We start from the raw sequence: 21,715 nt of genomic DNA on the forward strand, positions 1-21,715 counted from the left end.
GCCGGGGCGGGTGCCGGAGCCGGCTTCACGGGAGCCGGCGCGGGTGCGCTCGCCTCTACAGCGGGAGCTTCTGCGGCCGGTGCCTTGCGGCGGCCGCGGGGACGCGGTTCGGTCGCAGGCTGGTCGCCGGCGCCCTTGGCGTCGATGGATTCTTTGGTTTCGATATCGGACACGGGCAAACCTCACGGGGCGCCGTTGGAAGAAGAAGGGGAGAGGGTTCGCGGCAGGGGGACAAGCGGTGTCCCGGCGAACGCCTAGAGCCTAGCATCGCGTGAGGCGCTGCGTAAAGCGCCCCACGCGGCGGCTGGGTGGAACAGGGCGATCAGATCGCCTTCTGGATCATCTGGTCGAGCTGGCTCTTGCCGACGGCGCCGATCTGCGTCGCCTCGACCTTGCCGCCCTTGAACACCATCAGGGTCGGGATACCGCGGACGCCGAACTGGCGCGGCGTCTGCTGGTTATCGTCGATGTTGATCTTGACGATCTTGAGCTTGCCTTCGTACTGGTCCGCCAACTGGTCGAGGACCGGCGCGATCGACTTGCAGGGACCGCACCATTCGGCCCAGAAGTCGAGCAGGACGGGGGTATCGGACTCGAGGACGTCCTTCTGGAACGCAGCGTCGCTCGTGTGGGTGATCTTTTCGCTCACCGGGGTCTCCAAGGAAGGGTGAATAGGGGGTTGACGACCGTGACGCTCTCATCGGCTACACTAAGGAGCCCCATGTCGCGGGTCCAACCGGAACCGAAGGTCTTGGCCATTGCGGCCGGCGGCCCTCATTCCAACCGAACTAGGGGCGCGATTCAAGCAATTCAAGGTTGCCGGCGGGTGGTTTCCGTTGACATAGGTAAACCGGTTCTCGCAGCCGGTTCACCTATGCCAGCGGGAACCCTCGGGTGCGACCACCTCCGCTTCCGGCCTTCGCGCGCCGGGCGCGTCGCAGGCGCCGCCGGCATGGCATCCGGCCGCTTCCCGACACTCCCGTGACCCGGCCGGACCCTCCCTGTCCCGCGGGCTCCTCATGCCGCCGGGACGGCGCCGCACCGTGCGGCGCGAGTCTCCAGGCCCATCTTCCAACATGTCCCAAACCGTTCTCACCGACGTCTTCTACGAAAACCTCGACCTGCATCCGCTGCTCCAGCAAGGCCTCGCCGCCGCCGGGATCACCCGCTGCACGCCGATCCAGGCGCTGACCCTTCCCGTGGCCCTCAACGGCCGCGACGTCGCCGGCCAGGCCCAGACGGGCACCGGCAAGACCTTCGCCTTCCTCGTCGCGCTCATGGATCGCCTCCTGAAGCATCCGGCCCACCCGGACCGCAAGGATTCCGACCCCCGCGCCCTGATCATCGCGCCCACCCGCGAGCTGGCCATCCAGATCGAGAAGGACTTCCAGACCATCGGCAAGGCCACCGGCCTGCGCAGCGCCCTGATCTACGGCGGGGTGGACTACGACAAGCAGCGCCAGCAGCTGCGCGACGGCTGCGACATCATCATCGCCACGCCGGGCCGCCTGCTCGACTACCACAAGCAGGACGTGTTCGGCTTCGGCAGCGTCGAGGTCATGGTCATCGACGAAGCCGACCGCATGTTCGACCTCGGCTTCATCAAGGACGTGCGCTTCATCTTCCGCCGCCTGCCGGCCCGCGAGAAGCGCCAGGTCCTGCTCTTCTCGGCCACGCTGAGCCACCGGGTGCTGGAGCTGGCCTACGAGCACATGCACGAGGCCGAGAAGCTGGTGGTGGAGACGGAAAACGTCACCGCCGACCGCGTCCGCCAGGTCGTCTACTTCCCCTCGAAGGAAGAAAAGATGCCGCTGCTGTTCAACCTGCTGGAAGAGAGCAAGGCCGAGCGCAGCATCATCTTCGTCAACACCAAGGCCGCCGCCGAGCGCATCACCGACCGCCTCAAGCGGCATAACTTCCGGGTGGGCGCCATTTCCGGCGACGTGCCGCAGATCAAGCGCCAGAAGCTCCTGCAACGCTTCCAGGACGGCCAGATCGACCTGCTCGTGGCCACCGACGTCGCTGCCCGCGGCCTGCACATCCCGGCCGTCAGCCACGTGTTCAACTACGACCTGCCGCAGGATGCGGAGGACTACGTCCACCGTATCGGGCGCACGGCCCGCCTGGGCGCCGAGGGCGACGCGATCAGCTTCGCCTGCGACCTCTACGCCATGGGCCTGCCGGACATCGAGACCTACATCAACCAGAAGATTCCCACCGCCTCGATCGAAGCGAAGATGCTGGTGATGCCGGCGCCGCGTCCGCGCGCCGACGGCGTCCAGGACGAAATCGACGATCCGAACGACACCGGTGGCCACATCCCCACGCGTGGCGCACCGCCGGAGAAGGGCGGCCGCGGCAGCCGCGACGGCCGTGGCGGCTCGCGTTCGGGCGACCGCCCGGGCAGCCGCGAACGTCGTCCGCGTCCGCCGCGCGAGGATCGCCCGGCCGCGTCCGCGTCGCCGACGGAAGTGCCGATGAAGACCGTCGTGGTCGCCGAGACCGTGGCCGACCTGCCTGCCGCCACGGAAGCGATGGCCGCCGAAGGCGCCATGAAGAAGCGTCGCCGCCGTCGTGGCGGCCGCGGCCGTGGCGCGCGCGAAGGTGCCGAGACCAACGGCCAGGCCACGTCGGGTGCGAACGCCGCTCGCGCGGACAGCCCGAAGCAGGGCGCGCCGCGCCACGCCGAAGGCCAGTCCAATCCGAACCGCCGTCCGTCGCGCCAGGTCACCGCCAGCCGCCCGGCGTCGGCGCCGCCGCCGGCCGCTCCGCCGGTGAAGGAAAAGGTAGGCCTCCTGCGCCGCATCGGCCGCCTGTTCGGCGGCCGCTGAGGCGTCATGTAGAACCTGCTTTCTGTGGGAGCCGCTTCAGCGGCGATAGGTACTTGCGGCATGCCTGCCCGCTGCCGCGGGATCGCCGCTGAAGCGGCTCCCACAATTACATGAACTACCTGGACCACCCGGCCGCAAAACCTCCACCACATCCCTTATCCTCTGGAGATTCACGAGCCAACGGGTAACGCGGTGATCGGTTTCGATCTGGTGAGCAAACGGTACGAGGGCGGTCACCAGGCCCTTACCGATGTGTCGTTCCACGTCGACGCGGGCGAAATGGCCTTCGTCACCGGGCACTCCGGTGCCGGCAAGAGCACGCTGCTGAAGCTGCTGGCGATGATCGAGCGCCCGACCAACGGTGTGGTCACGCTCGACGGCCAGAAACTCAACACGGTGCGCGCGGGCGATATCCCGAAGGTGAGGCGCAAGCTCGGCATGGTCTTCCAGGACCATCGCCTGCTGCTCGACCGTACCGTCTTCGCCAATGTGGAACTGCCGTTGATCATCGGCGGCGTCGCACCTGCCGACCGCGGCCGTCGCGTGCGTGCCGCGCTCGAGAAAGTGGGCCTGCTCAGCTACGAGAAGCAGCTGCCCGAGGCGCTGTCGACCGGCGAGCAGCAGCGCGTGGGCATCGCACGCGCCATCGTGGCCAAACCGGCGGTGCTCATCGCCGACGAACCCACCGGTAACCTCGATCCGCAGCTGGCGATGGAGATCATGACCCTGTTCGCGGAATTCCAGGCGGTCGGCACCGCCGTGCTCGTCGCCAGCCACGACCTCATGCTGATCAAGCGCATGAAGAAGCGGGTCGTGGTCCTGGACCACGGCAAGCTCGTCGCCGACGTGCCCGCCACGGAGGTGGTATGAACACGGTGCGCGAAACCCGCCGGGCCCAGGAACCGGAGAAGACACGCCGCAGCGAGTCGCGAAAGGTCGGCGCTTGGCGCGAACACCACGCCTGGAGCCTGTCCATCAGCCTGCGTCGTCTCGGCTCGCGGCCGCTCGGTACGCTGCTGACGGTGGCCGTGATGGGCGTGGCGCTGGCCCTGCCGCTCACCTTTTACCTGCTGCTCGGCAACGTGCAGCGGATGGGCGACGCGCTCGGGCGCAACCAGTCCATTAGCGCTTTCATGAGGCCAGGGCAGAACGCCGCCATGGCGGAAACCGCGGCATCCGCCCTGCGCGGCCGCCCCGAAGTGGCGGACATCGTCGTGCGCACGCCGAAGGACGGTCTCGCCGAACTTGCCGAAGTGCAGGGGTTCTCGGGCAGCTTGCAGTCGCTGGACGCCAACCCCCTGCCTTACGTGCTGTCCGTGCAACCGAAACCGGGCCTGTCGGCGGAGGACGTGGGCCGCCTCGTCGAGTCGATGAAGGCGACGCCGGGTGTCGACATGGTGCAGGACACCGGAGCCTGGCGGCAGCGTCTCGATGCCCTGGTGGGCGTCGGCAGCCGGGCCGTCGCGCTCCTGGCGTTGCTGCTCGGCGTTGCCGCACTGCTGGTCGTGGGCAACACGATCCGGGTCGACATCCAGAGCCGCAGCGCGGAGATCGGCGTGCTCCTCCTCATCGGCGCCAGCCGTCCCTTCGTTCGCCGCCCTTACCTTTACGCCGGCATCTGGCTGGGCTTCCTTGCCGGCGTGCTGGCTGTCGTGCTGGCCGTGGTGCTGGAACTGGCCATGGCCGGGCCAGTCGGGCGGCTGGCCGCGGCCTACGACGGCAGCGTGAGCTTCGGCGGTCTCCCCGCCTGGCTGCTGCTTTCGGTACCCTTCGCCTCGGCCGTGCTCGGGTGGCTCGGTGCGCGACTGGTCAGCGCGCGGCAGATACGCCGCGCCGCGGCAGGTTAAAGGGGGCGGGGGTGGCATCTCACATCGGTTCGGGCGTGGCCGGCGCGACGCCGCGCATTCTCCTGGTGGACGGCTCGAAGGTCGTGCGCCAGCTGATCTCACGGGTGGTCACCGCCGAGGTGCCGGGCGTGGAGATCGTGGAAGCCGCCACCGGCGCGGAGGCCCAGACCGAACTGCAACGCGGCGTCTTCGACTTCGTCACCGTGGCGCTGCGCCTGCCCGACATGGACGGGCTCGACGTGGCCCGCTTCGTGCGCGAGTCCGCACCGCAGATCTACATGCCGATCGTCGTCGTGTCGGGCGATGTCGAGCAGCGCCTGCACCGGCGGGAACTCGGCGAGTTCGTGACCGATTACTTCGACAAGTCCCTCGGCTTCGGCGCGCTCGCGGAATTCATTCGCGGGTACGTGCGGCCCGAGGGTGGCGCCGAGGGCGAGGTGCTCTATGTGGAGGACAGCCGCGTGGTGGCCCTGGCCACGCGCCGGATGATGGAGAAATACGGCCTCACGGTGCACCACGTCATCAGTGCCGAAGACGCGCTGCAGCACCTGCGCCAGGCGCGCGAGCGCGGCGAGGTCGGTGCCGACGTGGTGCTGACCGATGTGAGCCTGAAGGGCGAACTCACCGGCGGCGATCTCGTCGAGCGCATCCGCAACGACTTCGGCTACGGCAAGGGGCAGCTGCCCACGCTGGTCATGACCGGCGACGAAAACCCCGCGAACCAGGCCGCGCTCCTGCGTGCCGGGGCGAACGACCTCGTGGAAAAGCCCGTCGAGGAAAAACTGCTCATCACGAAGCTGCTTTTCCAGCTTCGCGTCGCCCTGCACCTGCGCGAGAGGGCAGCGCATTGAACGACAGGGTGAAGCTGGAGCCCTCCTGGAAAGCCCGGATCGGCGCGTACCTGGATCGCCCCGAGATGCTGGCGCTGTCGGAATTCCTGCGCAGCGAAAAGGCACAGGGCAAGACGATCTATCCCCCGGGTCCCGACATCTTCAATGCCTTTGCCCACACGCCGTTCGACAACGTGCGCGTCGTCATTCTCGGCCAGGACCCGTACCACGGGCCCGGTCAGGCCCACGGCCTCAGCTTCTCGGTACGCCCGGGCGTGCGCGTGCCGCCATCGCTGCAGAACATGTTCAAGGAGATCGAGGACTGCCTCGGCATCCCGCGTCCCGACCACGGCTGCCTCACCCCGTGGGCCGACCGGGGCGTGCTGCTCCTGAACGCGGTACTGACCGTGGAGGCCGGCAACGCCGGCTCGCACCAGGGCAGGGGCTGGGAGGGCTTCACCGATGCGGCCGTCGATGCCCTCAACCGCGAGCGCGAGGGACTGGTCTTCATGCTCTGGGGCAGTCACGCCCAGCGGAAAGGCCAGCTGATCGACGGCAAGCGTCACCTCGTCCTGCGCAGCGTGCACCCCTCGCCGCTGTCGGCGCATCGCGGCTTCATGGGCTGCGGCCACTTCGCGAAAGCGAACGCCTATCTGGAATCGCGCGGCAAACCGCCCATCGACTGGTCGCTGCCTGCAAAGGTCGACCTGGTTGCCTAAGGCATCTAACAGTCGCCATATCTCCAATAATAATAAGTTCTTAGCTGTTAATCTCCGCTACTCGATACGCCCCGCCCCGTACGGCACATAAACCGGCCATAGCATCCTCTGGACATGCCGGACCTATTTCTGTACCATTGCGTACAGTTAACCGATGAACTTCGGGCCGACTTAGCACTCTCATTCCGGGACTGCTAATCTGCGTACAAGACTTTCAGGAGGTTCCACACATGTCCCAAGCCCTCGCCACCCGTAACTACGGGCTACCGAGCGTCGTTGGCAGTCTGGATTCCTATATCTCGGCCGTCCATCGCATTCCGGTGCTCAGCCTTGACGAGGAGCAGTCGCTGGCGCGCCGCTTCCGTGACGACGCCGACCTCGACGCCGCCAAGCAGCTCGTGATGTCCCACCTGCGTTTCGTGGTCCACGTGGCCCGCGGGTACAACGGCTATGGCCTGCAGCTTTCCGACCTCATCCAGGAAGGCAACATCGGCCTGATGAAGGCCGTGAAGCGCTTCGACCCGGACCAGGGCGTTCGCCTGGTCAGCTTCGCCGTGCACTGGATCCGTGCCGAAATGCACGAGTTCATCCTGCGCAACTGGCGCATCGTGAAGGTCGCCACCACCAAGGCGCAGCGCAAGCTGTTCTTCAACCTGCGCAAGAGCAAGAAGCGCCTGGGCTGGATGAACGCGGAGGAAGTGCGCGTGGTCGCGAACGACCTGGGCGTACCGGAAGCCACCGTGCGCGAGATGGAATCCCGTCTCTCGGGCCGTGACATCGGCTTCGAAGCCCCGGCCGACGCGGACGATGACGACAAGCCGGCTCCGGCCGCGTTCCTCGTCGACGAAGGCGCCGACCCGTACGACAACCTCGCCGAGGAAGATGCCAGCAACAACCAGATGGGCGCGCTGTCGTCGGCACTCGGCAACCTGGACGATCGCTCGCGCGACATCATCCAGCGCCGCTGGCTGGCCGAAGACAACAAGGCCACGCTGCAGGATCTTGCGGACGAGTACGGCGTTTCGGCCGAGCGTATCCGCCAGATCGAAGCGAATGCCATGAAGAAGATGCGCGTCGCCATCGCCGCCTGAAACCGCGGTTCGGCGTAAGATCGGAAACGGCCTCCCTCGCGAGGCCGTTTTCCTTTGTCCTACCGGCAGGAGCAGAACCAGGATGCCCCGGGCGCTGGTCATCGAAGACGACGAGGTCACCGCGCGCGACATCGTCGCGGAACTGGGTGCGCACGGCCTGACCGCCGACTGGGTGTCCGACGGCCGCGAAGGCCTCGCGCGGGCGCTCGCCGACGGCTACGACATCATCACACTGGATCGCATGTTGCCCGGCATGGACGGCATCGACGTGGTCTCCCAACTGCGCCAGCACGCCGTGGACACACCCGTGCTGATGATCAGCGCGCTGTCCGACGTGGATGAACGGGTGCGCGGGTTGCGTGCGGGCGGCGACGATTACCTCACCAAGCCCTTTTCGCCCGACGAGTTGGCGGCGCGTGCCGAGGTGCTGCTGCGCCGGCGTCGCCAGGGTCCGAACGAAACGCGCCTGCGTGTGGCCGACCTCGAACTCGACCTGGTCCGCCATAACGCGCAGCGCCGCGGCCAGGAGCTCACCCTGCTGCCCACGGAGTTCCGCCTGCTGGAATTCCTGATGCGAAACGCGGGGCAGGTGGTGACGCGACAGATGATTTTCGAACACGTATGGGGCTTCCATTTCGATCCGGGCACGAACGTGATCGACGTCCATATCGGACGGCTGCGGCGCAAGATCGACGGCGCCGGCCATTCACCGCTCATCCGCACCGTGCGCGGCTCGGGATACGTCCTTGCGCCCGCTGACTGACGCCTGGCGTTCCGCCACCTCGCGCCTGATCATCATCTATGGCGCGCTGTTCGCCATCTGGTGCGTGGTGCTCCTTGGCATCGTGCAGTGGGAAACCTCGCGCTACCTGTCCGGCGTGATCGACCAGATGCTGGCGTCGCGCGTCCATTACCTGGAAGGCACCGCGCCGCGCGACATGCGCGCCACCGTGGACGCCGCCAGCCGCATCGACGTGCAAGGCGCCATGTGGATGGGCCTGTTCGACGCACAGGGCCGGCACCTCGCGGGCAACATCGCCGCGATGCCGAAGGACCTGGACGAAGACGGCACGGCCCGTTCGATCAGCGCGAGCCTCGACAGCACCGCGCGCAAGGCCACGGCGCGCGTTCGCGGGCTCTTCCACGAATTGCCGGATGGCACGCGCCTCGTCGTGGCGAAGGAAAGCTCCACCATCGACGGCGTCGGCACGATCATCCGGCGCGGACTCCTCTGGGGCCTGTCGCTCACGCTCATTCCCGGCGTACTGGGCGGCGTGCTGATCGCGCGCGGTCCCGCCCGTCGCATCCGCGCCATCCAGCAGGCGATGGAGCCCATTCGCGAGGGCGACCTCAGCGTGCGCCTTCCCGTGAGCGGCTTCGGCGACGAAGTCGATCTGCTCGCGGGGACGGTCAATACCACCCTGACGGAGATCGAACGGCTCCTCGGGGAAGTGAAGGGCGTTACCGACAACATCGCCCATGACCTGCGCACGCCGCTGACGCGCATGCGCACGCGCCTGTACCGCCTGCAACAGCAATTCGAGAGCCGGCCGGAGGGCGAGCAACTGGATGCGTGTGTCGCCGAGATCGACACGGTGCTTGCGCGCTTCCGCGCCTTGCTGCGTGTCTCGGAGCTCGAAGACAGGCAGCGCAGCGCCTGCTTCGAGAACATGGACCTGGGCAGCGTCCTGCGCAATGTCCACGAGTTTTACGCGCCACTGGCCGAGGACCGCGGACAACGTTTCGAGCTGGAACTCGGCCGGTTGCCGTCGTTGCGAGGCGACCCGCACCTGCTGTTCGAAGCCTTCGCCAACCTTGTCGGCAACGCGATCAAGTTCACGCCCGACGGCGGCGCCGTGCGCCTGGTGGCGTCGACCGATGCCGACGGCGGCGCGCGCGTGGACATCGCCGATACCGGCCCCGGCATTCCGCCCGACGAGCGCGAAGCCGTGTTCCGGCGTTTCTACCGCAGCGACGAGACGCGTTCGAAGCCGGGGTGCGGCCTCGGCCTCGCCATCGTGAGTGCCATCGTGCGGCTGCACGGGTTCTCGCTGTCGGTGGGCGGCAACGAACGTGGCGCGGTCTTCTCGGTCACCTGTCCGGCGAACGCCTAAATAAATCTTAACTACGCCCGCGGCGTGCGGCGGCGCAAAATTCGCGCCGACGCAAACACGCCTCGGAACCCGTCCCCCCATGATTGGCATCGTCCGGATCGCGCTCACGCGGCCGTATACCTTCGTCGTCCTCGCTTTGTTGATCCTCATCGTGGGCCCGCTTTCCGCGCTGCGCACGCCGACGGACATCTTCCCGGACATCAAGATCCCGGTGATCGCGGTGGTCTGGCAGTACACCGGCCTGCCCGCCGACCAGATGGCCGGTCGCGTGTCGTCGCCGTTCGAGCGCGTGCTGACCACCACCGTCAACGATATCGAGCACATCGAGGCCAACTCGCTCCAGGGCTTCGGCATCGTCAAGATCTTCTTCCAGCCGACGGTGGACATCCGTACCGCGAACGCGCAGGTGACGGCGGTGGCGCAGACCCTGCTCAAGCAGTTGCCGCCGGGTAGCACACCGCCGCTGATCTTGAACTACAACGCCTCGACGGTGCCGATCATCCAGCTGGCGCTGTCGGGCAAGGGCCTCACTGAGCAGAACCTCGCCGACCTCGGCCAGAACATCATCCGTCCCCAGCTGGTGTCGGTGCCCGGCGCGTCCATTCCATACCCGTTCGGCGGCAAGACGCGCCAGGTGCAGATCGACATCGATCCGCAGGCCCTGCAAGCGCGTGGACTGTCGGCGCAGGACGTCGCCAACGCGCTCGCGGCGCAGAACCTGATCACGCCCGTGGGTACGCAGAAGATCGGCAGCTACGAATACACGTTGCAGCTCAACAATTCGCCCTCCGACATCGACGAACTGGGCAACCTGCCGGTGAAGGTGGCCAACGGCGCCACGGTGTATATCCGCGACGTGGCGCAGGTGCGCGACGGCTCGCCGCCGCAGACCAATATCGTGCACGTCGACGGCAGCCGCTCCGTGCTGATGACGGTGATGAAGAACGGCTCGGCATCCACGCTGGCGATCATCGCGGGCATCAAGCAGCGCGTCGCCGAAATGAAGGATGCGCTGCCGGAAGGCCTCACCATCGCGCCGATCGGCGACCAGTCGTTGTTCGTCAGTGCCGCGATCGAAGGCGTGGCCCGCGAAGGCGTGATCGCCGCGGCGCTCACCAGCCTCATGATCCTGCTCTTCCTGGGCAGCTGGCGCTCCACGGTGATCATCGCCACGTCGATCCCGCTGGCGATCCTCGGCTCCATCGCCGCGCTGTCCGCGGTGGGCGAGACGATGAACATCATGACCCTCGGCGGTCTCGCGCTTGCTGTCGGCATCCTGGTGGACGATGCCACGGTCACCATCGAGAACATCAACTGGCACCTGGAGCAGGGCAAGGACGTCGAGACGGCCATCCTCGACGGCGCGGCGCAGATCGTGACGCCGGCGTTCGTGTCGCTGCTGTGCATCTGCATCGTGTTCGTGCCGATGTTCTTCCTGGAAGGCGTGGCGCGGTTCCTCTTCGTGCCGATGGCCGAAGCGGTGATGTTCGCGATGATCGCGTCCTTCATCCTCTCGCGCACCCTGGTGCCGACGATGGCGAAGTACCTGCTGAAGCCGCACAGCCACGACGATCCGCACGGCGAGCACGGCAAGGCGTCGCGCAACCCGCTCGTCCGCTTCCAGCGCGGCTTCGAGAAGCGCTTCGAGAGCGTACGTGCGAGCTACCACGTGCTGTTGGAAATGGCGCTGCTCCATCGCAAGGTGTTCACCATCGGGTTCCTCGGCTTCGTGGTGTTGTCGTTCCTGCTGGTGCCGATGCTGGGCCGCAACTTTTTCCCGTCCGTGGACGGCGGGCAGATCCTCATGCACGTGCGCGCCCCGATCGGCACGCGCGTGGAGGAAACGGCCCGCCTGTTCGCCGAGGTCAACGAGGCCGTGCGCAAGGTCATTCCCAGGCAGGACCTGGGTACCGTCGTCGACAACATGGGCCAGCCGATCTCGGGTATCAACACGGCGTACAACAACACCGGCACCATCGGCTCGCAGGACGGCGACATCCAGATCGCGCTGAACGAGGGCCATGCGCCTACCGCCGATTACGTGCGCACGCTGCGCGAGACGCTGCCACGCCAGTTCCCGGGCGCCACGTTCTCGTTCCCGCCCGCCGACATCATCAGCCAGATCCTCAACTTCGGATCGCCGGCGCCGATCGACCTGCAGATACGCGGCCCGAACGTATCCGCCAACTTTACCTACGCCAATCGTCTGCTCCGCGAGATTCGCCGCGTGCCCGGTGTTGCGGATGCACGCATCCAGCAGTCGCAGGCCAACCCGGGGTTCAACGTCGACGTGGATCGCAGCCGTGCGCAGCAGGTCGGCATCACCGAACGCGACGTGACCGCCAGCCTGGGCGTGAACCTCGCGGGTTCCAGCCAGGTGGCACCGACGTTCTGGCTCAACCCGAAGAACGGCGTGTCGTACCCGATCGTGATGCAGACGCCGCAATACCGTATCGACAGCCTGCCGGACCTGGAGAACGTACCCATCAGCCCGAGCACGGGTACCGCGGGTGCGCAGATCCTCGGCGGCTTCGCGACGCTTTCGCGTACGGCCACCAGTTCCGTCGTGAGCCAGTACAACATCAATTCCATGGTGGAGATCTTCGCCACCACGCAGGACCGCGATCTCGGTGCCGTCGCCGCCGACATCCAGAAGATCGTCGACGCCAACCGGAAATTCCTGCCCAAGGCGTCCACCACCGCGCTGCTCGGGCAGGTGCAGACGATGAACAGCGCCTTCTCGGGCCTCATCCTCGGCCTCCTCGGCGCCATCGTGCTGATCTACCTGCTGATCGTCGTGAACTTCCAGTCGTGGAGCGATCCGTTCGTGATCGTCACCGCGCTGCCGGCCGCCATCGCCGGCATCATCTGGATACTCTTTGCCACCCACACCACGCTGTCGGTGCCCGCATTGACCGGCGCCATCATGTGCATGGGCGTGGCCACGGCGAACTCGATCCTCGTGGTGAGCTTCTGTCGCGAGCGGCTCGCGGAACACGGCGACGCGGCGAAGGCCGCGCTCGAAGGCGGCTTCGTCCGTTTCCGTCCGGTACTGATGACCGCATTGGCGATGATCATCGGCATGGCGCCGATGGCCCTCGGCCTCGGCGAAGGCGGCGAGCAGAACGCGCCGCTGGGCCGCGCGGTGATCGGCGGCCTGATCTTCGCCACGACCGCCACGCTCTTCTTCGTGCCCATCGTTTTCAGCATCGTCCATGGCCGTCGCGGCCACCCGTCTTCCAACCCGGCGAACGTTTCCGGAGAGCCTGTCCATGTCGCCTGATACCTTGCACCAACCCCCGCCGCGCCGGCTTCGCCTCGCCGCGACCATCGCCGCCATCGTCGTCATCGCCATCGTCGTGGCCGGCGTGGCGACGCGTGCGAACGACTCGCGCAAGCTGCGCGATTGGACCGACGCCCAGGCCGTGCCTACCGTGAACCTCGTGTCGCCGGAGAACGGCCAGGGTGGCGGCGAGCTGGATCTTCCCGGACGGCTCCAGGCCTATGCGCGCGCGCCGATCTTCGCGCGCACGAGCGGGTACCTGAAGTACTGGAAGGCCGACATCGGCCAGAAGGTGAAAGCCGGCCAGCTGCTGGCGGAGATCGAAACACCCGACCTCGACCAGCAACTGCTGCAGGCCAAGGCCGATCTCGCCAGCGCGCGCGCGAACGAGGCGCTGGCGCTCACCACCGCGAAGCGCTGGCAGGCCATGCGGGATTCCGATTCCGTGTCCCGCCAGGAGGTGGACGAGAAGACGGGCGACTACGATGCGAAGCATGCGCTCGCGCAGGCGGCGCAAGCCAATCTCGAGCGGATCCAGGCGTTGAAGGGTTTCGCCAAGCTGGTCGCGCCGTTCGATGGCGTAGTAACCGCGCGTGAAACCGACGTCGGCGCCTTGATCAATGCCGGTGGCGGCGGGCAGGAATTGTTCGTCGTCTCCGATGTGCACAAGCTGCGCATGTACGTGAACGTGCCGCAGAACTACGTACCTTCGATTCGCGAGGGGGCGACGGTGAAGCTGACGGTGCCGGAATACCCGGGCAAGACGTTCTCGGGCACGGTCGAATCCACGTCGTCCGCGATCAACGCGGCCTCGGGCACGACGCTGGTGCAGGTCTCGGTCGACAACACGGACGGCAAGCTGCTGCCTGGTGGATATGCCAGCGTCACCTTCGACCTGCCGGCCGATGCCACGCTGCTGCGTGTGCCGGCAAGCGCGCTTGTCTTCGACGACAAGGGCCTGCGCGTGGCCACGGTGGACGCGCAGAACAAGGTGACCTTCAAGGTCGTCACCATCGCGCGCGATTTCGGTAAGACGGTGCAGCTGGGTTCGGGCCTTGCCGCAGGCGATCGCCTTATCGAGAGCCCGCCCGACGGCCTTGCCGACGGCGACACGGTGCGCGTGAACGCGCCCAAAGCGGACGGCGACCATGCCAAGGCATGAAATTCATGTGGGAGCCGCTTCAGCGGCGATGGGTGCTCGCGACAAGCCTGCCCGCTGCCGCGGGATCGCCGGCAGAGCCGGCTCCCACATGGCCAGGGTAGTTCTTATCGCTGCGGGTCTTTCCGGCTGCTCGCTCGCGCCGACGTACAAGGCGCCGGACGTACCGGTGGCTCCGCAGTATGCGAACGTGGACAGCCCCTGGGTGGAAGCGAAGCCTGCCGACCAGCTGGATCGCAATGGCTGGTGGAAACTCTACGGCGACGGACGCCTCGACGAACTGCAGGCACGGCTGGTGGAGAACAACGCCACGCTGGCGGCCGCACTCGCGCACTACGAACAGTCCGAAGCGTTCACGCGGCAAGTGCGTTCCGGGCTGTTTCCGCAGATCGGCCTGAACGCGAACGGCCAGCGCGATCGCGAGTCCGACACGAAGCCTTTGCGCGGCGCCACGTCTCCGAGCAACTACAACTCCTACACCATCGGCGCCCAGCTGGATTACGAAGTGGACCTGTGGGGCCGCGTGCGCGACAGCGTGACGGCCGGCACGGCGGAGCAGGCAGCTTCAGCCGCCGACCTCGCCTCCGTGCAGTTGAGCCTGCAAGCCCAGCTCGCGGACAGTTACCTCCAGCTCAACGGTTTCGACCGTCAGATCAAGGTGCTGCAAGAGAGCATCGACGCGTTCACGCGAGCCCTCGCGCTCACCCAGTCCCGTCACGACGGCGGCATTGCGTCGGGCCTTGACGTGGCGCGCGCACAAACGCAGTTGTCGAATGCGAAATCGCAGCTGACCCAGGCCCAGGCGCAACGCGGCCTGGTGTTGCATGCCATCGCCGTGCTGGTTGGCGATTCGGCGTCGAGCTTTTCACTCGCCACGGACGATGCGCAGGTCACGGTCCCGACGATCCCGCTGGAGGTGCCGTCGGCGATCCTCCAGCGTCGCCCGGACATTGCCGCTGCCGAACGCCGCACGGCCGCTGCCAACGCCCGCGTGGGTATCGCACGTTCGGCGTTCTTCCCGCAGCTGACCCTCGATGCGCAGGGCGGCTGGCAGAGCGATCGCTGGGGAAGCATCGCCACGGCACCGAACCGTTTCTGGGCCATCGGTCCCACCCTGTTGCTCAGCGTCTTCGACGGCGGCCGCCGCAAGGCCGCGGTGGAACAAGCGAAGGCCGCGACCGACGAGGCCGGTGCGCAATACCGGTCGGTGGTGCTGAATGCGTTCGCGCAGGTGGAAGACAACCTCACGCTGTTGCGCGACCTCGGCACGGCGCTGGTGGACCAGCGTGCCGCCGCCGACGCGGCGCAACGGTCCGTGGACCTTTCGCTCAACCGCTATCGCGAAGGCGCGGTTGGTTACCTCGATGTGGTGCAGGCGCAGACCGCGGCGCTGGACGCACGGCGCAGCGTGATCGACCTGGAGACGAGGCAGCTACGCGCGAGCGTTCAGCTGGTCCGTGCGCTGGGCGGCGGCTGGCACGTTTGACGCCGGCCGGGGCGATCCGCCGATATACGCGAAAAGGGGCCTTTCGGCCCCTTCCTTTTTTATCGCATCGACGCTGACGCGGTCAGAGCTTCGCGCCGATCAACTCTTCGAGCTTGCGCTGGTCGGCGGCGAACTTGCGGATACCGTCGGCAAGCTTGTCGGTGGCCATGGCGTTTTCGTTGTGGCCCCAGCGGAACTTGGTTTCGTCGATCCTCGCCGGCGCCGGCTCGCGGCGGCCGCTGTCCTTCAAGGCGACCGGCAGCGGTTCGTTCGTCTCGTCCAGCTGCTTCAGCAGTTCCGGCGAGATGGTCAGCCTGTCGCAACCGGCGAGGGCCTGGATCTGGCCGATGTTGCGGAAGCTCGCGCCCATCACGACGGTTTCGAAACCGTGCAGCTTGTACCAGTCGTAGATGCGGCGCACCGACTGCACGCCCGGATCTTCTGCCGGGGCGTAGACCTTCTTGTCGGTGTTCGCGACGTACCAGTCGAAGATACGGCCGACGAACGGCGAGATCAGGAACACGCCGGCTTCGGCGCAGGCGACGGCCTGTTCGAAGCTGAAGAGCAGCGTGAGGTTGCAGTTGATCTTTTCCTTCTGCAGCTGCTCCGCGGCGCGGATGCCTTCCCACGTGGAAGCGAGCTTGATGAGGATGCGTTCGCGCTTGATGCCGATTTCTTCGTAGAACGCGATGAGGCGGCGCGCCTTCTCGATGGAGGCATCAGTGTCGAAGGAGAGCCGGGCGTCGACCTCGGTGGACACGCGCCCTGGGACGATGTTGAGTATCTCGCGCCCGAACAGGACGGAAAGACGGTCGGCGGCGTCGGTGAGTTGGCGGTCGCGGCTGTTGCTCTGCGACTTCGCCCATTGCACGGCCTCGTCGATGTACCCGGCGTACTCGGAAATGCCGGCAGCCTTCAGGAGCAGCGACGGATTGGTGGTCGCGTCCTCCGGCTTGTATTTTTTCATGGCATTGAAGTCGCCCGTGTCGGCCACGACGGTGGTGATCTTGCGGAGCTGTTCTAGTTGGCTGGTCACGTTGGGGGTTCCGTTACCTGGTAAGGCGTCTATTGTCGCGCCGAACGCGGAGCAAATGTAGGCATCCATACGTTTGGGTTCAGTCAATAAAGGTCGATCGGGTCGACATCCAGCGACCAGCGTACCTTGCGCGCCGCGGGCAAGGCGGCGAGGGCCTGCCGCCACGGGCGCAGGAAGGCGTGCAGTTGCGCGCGCGTGGCGGCCTCCACCAGCAACTGCCCGCGATAGCGGCCCGCGCGCAGCGGCATGGGCGCCGGCATGGGGCCTGCCACCCGCAGGTCGCCGGGGTCGCCGATGGCCACGTGGGCTTGAGCGAGGAACTCGTCCACCTCGGCGCGTCCCAGTGCATCGGCGCGCAGCAGCACCTGGTGCGAGTAGGGGGGCAGGTCGAGCAGTCGGCGTTCCTCCAGCAGACCCTCGGCCACGGCCGGGTAACCGCCGCGGAGCAGGGCGTGCAACATCGCGTGGTCGGGGTGGTGCGTCTGCAACAGCACGCTGCCCGGCTTGCTGGCACGTCCGGCCCGGCCCGCGACCTGGACCACCAGCTGGGCCAGCCGCTCGCCCGCGCGGAAATCGACGCTGTGGAGCCCTTCGTCCACCCCGACAATAGCCACCAGGGTGAGGTTCGGCAGGTCGTGGCCCTTTGCCAGCATCTGGGTGCCGACCAGGATCGCCGGCTTGTCCTCGCGCAGGCCGTCGAGAATGTCGCCGAAGGCATCGCGCCTGCGCGTCGTCTCGCGGTCGATGCGGACGACGGGAACGTCGGGGAAGCGTTCGGCCAGCGCTTCCTCCAGCCGCTCGGTGCCTTGTCCCTGGGGGCTCAAGTTTGCCGAGCCGCAGGCGGGGCAGGCGGACGGGACCGCCGCGGTGTTGTCGCAGTGATGGCACACGAGCCGCCGCCGTCCCGCATGCAGGGTCATGGGCCGCTCGCAGCGGGGGCAGTCCGCGTGCCAGCCGCAGTCGTGGCAAAGCAGCACGGGGGCGTATCCGCGCCGGTTGCGGAAGACGAGCGCCTGCTCGCCGCGTTCGACGCACGCCGCCACCGCATGCACAAGGGTAGGCGACAGGCCATGGTCGAGCCGCTGGGCACGCATGTCGACGATCTGCACACGGGTGGATTGCGAGGCACCGGGCCGCGCCCGAAGCAGCAGCCGGGTGTAGCGGCCGGCTTGCACGTTGCCGAGCGTCTCCAGGGAAGGCGTCGCCGAACCGAGTACCACCGGCACACCCAGGGTGCGCGCCCTGACCACGGCGAGGTCCCGCGCGTGATAGCGAAACCCTTCCTGCTGCTTGTAGGACGGGTCGTGTTCTTCGTCGACGACGATGAGGCCGGCGTGCGGCAGGGGGGTGAACACCGCCGAACGCGTTCCCAGGACCACGCGTGCGGTGCCGTCGCGCGCCCGCAGCCACGCGCGCGCGCGTTCGCCCTCGGCGAGGTTCGAGTGCAGCACTTCGACGGCCACGCCCAGGCGTTCGCGAAGGCGGCGGACCGTCTGCGGCGCAAGGCCGATTTCGGGTACCAGCAGCAGCGTCTGCCGTCCTTCGGCCAGCGCCCGTTCGATGAGCGCCAGGTAGACCTCGGTCTTGCCGCTGCCGGTGACACCGTCCAGAAGGTAAGGGTGGAAAGCGCCGAATCCCTCGCCGATCGCCGCGACCGCCGCGGTCTGTTCGTCGCTCAAGCCGGGCACGGGCGCGGAAGACACCGGCAGGGAGGTGCCTTCAAGCTGGATGCTCTCGACGAGGCCAGCCTCGAGCAGCCGCCGGGCCGCGGCGCGCCAGCCGGGCATGGCCAGCGTGAGGTCGTCCGCGGCGCGGGCCCCGTCGCGGAGCGCGGCGAGGAACGCGGCCGAGCCGCCCTTTCGAGTGCCCGCATCGAGCGCCGAGCGTCCCTGGAGCGTAAGCGTCCACGCCTCGCGTCCCGTCGCCGGTAACGGCCGGGGCTCACGCAGGGCCAGCGGCAAGGCGTTGGCGAAGGCCTCTCCTGGCGCGCCTGCCCAGTAGTCGGCCGCCCATGCGAGGGTGGCCATGAGTTCGTCGTCCAGCAGGGGAAAGGGATCGAGGACTTCCGCGACCCGTTTCAGCCGCGTGGCGCCCACGGCCGCCTCTGCCGCCGGATCCACGACCACCCCGACCATTTCGCCCCGCCCGAACGGCACCCGCACCCGCGCACCCGCCCGCGCCTGACCGTCCAGGGGCGGCAGGTAGTCGAAGAGGGTCGGCAAAGGCACCGGAAGGGCGACGCGGACAACGGCGTTCATCGGAGCCTAGTTTATAGGGAGATGCCGATTCTGCTGGTCAATGATTGACCAGTAGCACATGGGTTTGCCTAAGAATGACGTGTCGGAAGGGAAGAAGAAGCTGTAAGTGCCCGCCCCGCGACCGCTTTCCGTGTTATCCACAAGCGCTGTGGATAACTCTGTGGATGAGCCTCGGATGGAAGGCATCCAAGGCGCATGGTTGGGCCATTCCGGTTAGCTTGGGTACATTTTAACCAAGCTGAAATGTATCGTCATTTCAATAACTTATGGATGGGCTTGTGGGGGTTGTTCACCGCCCCTCCATTTCTTCTTGACAAACGCGAAGGGGGCCCCCCGCCTGTGCACAACCCCCCGCCCCTTAGGAAAAAATCCTAGTGCGCCGCACCTAAGAGCGCGGCCACGGAAAGGGCGAAAAGTACCAGCCAGAAATAGACGCTGCCTATCAGCCAGTACTTCAGCAGGGTCATCGGCCACCCTTGCCGATACACCCGTTTCTGCATGATCAGCAGGTATAAGGGCATCCAGATCCACATGGCTGCCTGGACCAGGGTGATCGCCTTCCCGGCCGGTCCGAAATGGGGCTCGATCGCCGCCTTCGCGAATCCCAGCAGCATCAGCCCGAGCAGGGAAATGAAAAGGAAGGCATGGCTGTGCAAGGCCACGATCACGTGCTCCATGTACAGCCGGCGCTTGAAGACATAGAACAGCTTCAGGATCAGCGCGAACACCGGGATCATCACCAGCAGTGTCTGCGGCAGCACCGAAAAGAATCCCTCGATGATGCGGCGGATCGCCTCGCTCTTCCCGGGGCCACCATCCATCACCTGGGCGATGTTGGCCTTGAAGTGCGCGATGCCGAGGGCCAGGCGCCGGGTCATCACGTCCGGCAGCCAGGCGATGTCGATGGTGGTCGTCCGGGAGAACCAGCTGTTCTCGCTCCGGTGCCGCGGTTTGAGGCCCGTTTCCGCATTGGTTCCGGGGGCGATGGGCTCGGCCTTCAATTCGGCGAGCCGGCGGTTCGCGGCATCGAGGACGACTTGCTGGCTGAGCCCGATCGCGGCCTTCCCGGCGGCCGGAAGGTCGGGATCCGCCTTGGCCGCGTTCAACTCGTCCATCTGTCCCTGGTAGATCTTCCGCACATCGTCGGCCGTGTCTGCCGCGTGCAGCGCCTCGACGTTGTCCTTGCCCGGCGAGGCAACGTGGAGGCCTTCATCGAGATGGGTGTTGCTGATCGCCAGGTGCATGAAGAAGAAGGCGAGCAGGCAGAAGACGAACATCAGCCGGAACGGGGCGATGTAGCGGACCCGGCGCCCGGAGAAGTATTCGAGGGTGAGGAAGCCGGGCTTCGTGTACAGCGGCGGCAAGGTATGGACGATGCGTTCGTCCATGTGGAAGAAGAGGTCGCCGGCGTCCTCCAGCATGTGCGAGACCGGCTTGATCACGCTGCGGATCGACTGGCCGCAGGCGTGGCAGAACTCGCCCTTCAGCTCTTCGCCGCAATTGGCGCAGAGCAGGCCGGGCGACGGCGTCAATTGATTCATCGCTTCTTCCCCCGAGTTTCCCCTTTCGGCTGCGGATGATGGCACGGCAACCGCTACAATGGGCGGCCATCCACCGCCAGCAGCCTCATGACCATCGACCGCGCCCGCGCGCGGCGGGAGATCGGCGCCACCGTACGGCTGGCCCTGCCGATGATCGTCGCGCAACTCTCCGCCATCGGTACCAACGTCGTCGACGCGGTGCTCGCCGGGCACCAGGCGGCGCACACGCAGGCGTCGGTTGTCACCGGTGCCAGCATCTGGGTGCTCGCGATCGTCACCGGTATCGGCACGATGATGGCGGTGCCTCCGACGGTGGCGCAGCTGGACGGTGCGGGACGTCGCGGCGAAGTCGGCCCGGTGTTCCACCAGGCCCTGTACATCGCATGGGTGCTCGGCGTGCTGCTCGGCATCGGCGTGTGGCATGCCTCGCCCCTGATGGCGTTGTTCGGGGTGGTGGAGTCGATGCGTCCGGACGTCGAGGCATTCCTGCATGCCATCTGTTTCGCCGCGCCCGCGCTCACCACTTATTTCGCGTTGCGCGGGCTGTCCGAAGGCCTGTCGATGCCGCGCCCGTCGATGTACTTCAGCTTCGGCGGGCTGGTCCTGCTGGCGCCGCTGGGCTACGTGCTCATGTACGGCAAGCTCGGCTTTCCCGTCATGGGTGCGCGCGGCAGCGGTATCGCCACGGCGGTGGTGCTCTGGGCGGAAATGCTCGGCTTCGCAATCTACGTGCTGAAGCATCGCAATTATCGCGACCTCAACCTGCGCGGCCATTTTGCGAAGCCCGACTTCCGGAAGATCGGCCCGCTGCTGCACATCGGCCTGCCGATGGCGGTCACCCTGCTCATGGAGGCAGGGCTGTTCGTTGCCGTGGCGCTGCTGATCGGCCGCCTCGGAGAGACGGTCACGGCGGGTCACCATGTGGCGCTCAATGTGGCGTCCGTCGCCTTCATGATTCCGCTGGGCCTGTCGATGGCGATCACGGTGCGCGTGGGCAACGCGGCGGGACGCCGGGACGTGGCGGGGGTGCGTTACGCGGGCCTGTCCGGCATCGCGCTGGTGCTGGTCACGCAGTTCATATCGTCCGGGGTGATGCTGGCGTTTCCGGAAGCCATCGCCCGGCTCTACACCGGCGACGTGGCCGTGATCGCGATGGCGTCGCAACTGCTGGTGCTCGCCGGCTTCTTCCAGTTCTCCGACGGTATCCAGGTGGCGTCGAACGGCGCGTTGCGCGGGCTGAAAGACACACGCGTGCCGATGGGCATCACCTTGTTCGCCTATTGGGTGGTGGGCATGCCGATCGGCTGGTGGCTGGCGTTCCACCGGGACATGGGCGCGCGCGGCATGTGGATGGGCCTCATCGCCGGGCTCAGCATGGCGGCCATCCTCCTTTTTGCGAGGTTCTGGCGCAGCAGCGTGAAGGGCGACTGGCGGAACGATCCCGACACTGCGGTGCCCATGCCATTCCACACGTGATACCAACGGTCCGACGGGTTACGCTGCACGCAATCCCGAAGGAA

16 protein-coding genes are annotated in these 21,715 nt (G+C 66.8%); 12 read left to right on the forward strand and 4 right to left on the reverse strand.

Annotated features, from left to right (window positions below; genetic code table 11):
* Positions 1 to 322: 322 nt before the first annotated feature.
* The gene (gene trxA / locus ACPYOD_RS16170; protein WP_481302738.1) at positions 323 to 649 is read right to left on the reverse strand and encodes a thioredoxin TrxA; all 327 of its coding nucleotides are present in this window, start codon (positions 647 to 649) and stop codon (positions 323 to 325) included.
* Positions 650 to 1,076: 427 nt separating this feature from the next.
* Here trxA and ACPYOD_RS16175 point away from each other — a divergent pair, with 427 nt between their 5' ends.
* The 11 genes from ACPYOD_RS16175 (at position 1,077) to ACPYOD_RS16225 (ending at position 15,360) form a co-directional block, all read left to right on the forward strand.
* Positions 1,077 to 2,831, forward strand: coding sequence for a DEAD/DEAH box helicase (locus ACPYOD_RS16175; protein WP_481302739.1), 1,755 nt, complete (start codon positions 1,077 to 1,079; stop codon positions 2,829 to 2,831).
* A gap of 192 nt (positions 2,832 to 3,023) precedes the next feature.
* Positions 3,024 to 3,701 carry a cell division ATP-binding protein FtsE gene (gene ftsE / locus ACPYOD_RS16180; protein WP_481302740.1) on the forward strand — a complete coding sequence of 226 codons (678 nt, stop codon included), beginning with the start codon at positions 3,024 to 3,026 and terminating at the stop codon, positions 3,699 to 3,701.
* Positions 3,698 to 4,678, forward strand: coding sequence for a permease-like cell division protein FtsX (gene ftsX / locus ACPYOD_RS16185; protein WP_481302741.1), 981 nt, complete (start codon positions 3,698 to 3,700; stop codon positions 4,676 to 4,678). Before ftsE ends, ftsX begins: the two co-directional genes overlap by 4 nt.
* An 11-nt stretch (positions 4,679 to 4,689) precedes the next feature.
* Entirely contained in the window at positions 4,690 to 5,529 is an 840-nt protein-coding gene (locus ACPYOD_RS16190) for a response regulator (RefSeq protein WP_481302742.1), read from the forward strand.
* Between the two features lie 8 nt (positions 5,530 to 5,537).
* Entirely contained in the window at positions 5,538 to 6,227 is a 690-nt protein-coding gene (gene ung / locus ACPYOD_RS16195) for a uracil-DNA glycosylase (RefSeq protein ID WP_481302743.1), read from the forward strand.
* A 230-nt stretch (positions 6,228 to 6,457) separates the two neighbouring features.
* Positions 6,458 to 7,318, forward strand: coding sequence for an RNA polymerase sigma factor RpoH (rpoH, locus tag ACPYOD_RS16200; RefSeq protein WP_427460471.1), 861 nt, complete (start codon positions 6,458 to 6,460; stop codon positions 7,316 to 7,318).
* 82 nt (positions 7,319 to 7,400) lie between these two features.
* Positions 7,401 to 8,081, forward strand: a complete 681-nt coding sequence (locus tag ACPYOD_RS16205; protein ID WP_481302744.1) for a response regulator transcription factor — start codon at positions 7,401 to 7,403, stop codon at positions 8,079 to 8,081.
* A complete protein-coding gene (locus ACPYOD_RS16210; RefSeq protein ID WP_481302745.1) occupies positions 8,065 to 9,432 on the forward strand; it encodes a sensor histidine kinase in 1,368 nt (455 codons plus the stop codon). Before ACPYOD_RS16205 ends, ACPYOD_RS16210 begins: the two co-directional genes overlap by 17 nt.
* Positions 9,433 to 9,511: 79 nt before the next feature.
* Positions 9,512 to 12,715 carry an efflux RND transporter permease subunit gene (locus ACPYOD_RS16215; protein ID WP_481302746.1) on the forward strand — a complete coding sequence of 1,068 codons (3,204 nt, stop codon included), beginning with the start codon at positions 9,512 to 9,514 and terminating at the stop codon, positions 12,713 to 12,715.
* Entirely contained in the window at positions 12,705 to 13,877 is a 1,173-nt protein-coding gene (locus tag ACPYOD_RS16220; protein WP_481302747.1) for an efflux RND transporter periplasmic adaptor subunit, read from the forward strand. Before ACPYOD_RS16215 ends, ACPYOD_RS16220 begins: the two co-directional genes overlap by 11 nt.
* Before the next feature lie 88 nt (positions 13,878 to 13,965).
* Positions 13,966 to 15,360: an efflux transporter outer membrane subunit gene (locus tag ACPYOD_RS16225; protein WP_481302748.1), complete on the forward strand. Its 1,395-nt coding sequence runs from the start codon at positions 13,966 to 13,968 to the stop codon at positions 15,358 to 15,360.
* A gap of 82 nt (positions 15,361 to 15,442) precedes the next feature.
* Here the strand turns inward: ACPYOD_RS16225 and tal are convergent, their stop codons facing one another.
* The 3 genes from tal to ACPYOD_RS16240 all read right to left on the reverse strand — a co-directional run bounded on the left by tal (position 15,443) and on the right by ACPYOD_RS16240 (position 20,195).
* Positions 15,443 to 16,396: a transaldolase gene (gene tal, locus ACPYOD_RS16230; RefSeq protein WP_481302749.1), complete on the reverse strand. Its 954-nt coding sequence runs from the start codon at positions 16,394 to 16,396 to the stop codon at positions 15,443 to 15,445.
* 83 nt (positions 16,397 to 16,479) lie between these two features.
* On the reverse strand, positions 16,480 to 18,654 hold the full coding sequence (locus ACPYOD_RS16235; RefSeq protein WP_481302750.1) for a primosomal protein N': 2,175 nt from the start codon (positions 18,652 to 18,654) through the stop codon (positions 16,480 to 16,482).
* Between the two features lie 371 nt (positions 18,655 to 19,025).
* Positions 19,026 to 20,195, reverse strand: a complete 1,170-nt coding sequence (locus tag ACPYOD_RS16240; protein WP_481302751.1) for a DUF3667 domain-containing protein — start codon at positions 20,193 to 20,195, stop codon at positions 19,026 to 19,028.
* An 87-nt stretch (positions 20,196 to 20,282) separates the two neighbouring features.
* Between ACPYOD_RS16240 and ACPYOD_RS16245 the strand changes: the two genes are divergently transcribed.
* Positions 20,283 to 21,671: an MATE family efflux transporter gene (locus ACPYOD_RS16245; protein WP_481302752.1), complete on the forward strand. Its 1,389-nt coding sequence runs from the start codon at positions 20,283 to 20,285 to the stop codon at positions 21,669 to 21,671.
* The last annotated feature ends 44 nt before the right edge of the window (positions 21,672 to 21,715 follow it).

This window comes from Luteibacter sp. HAY1-4A (assembly GCF_056755355.1).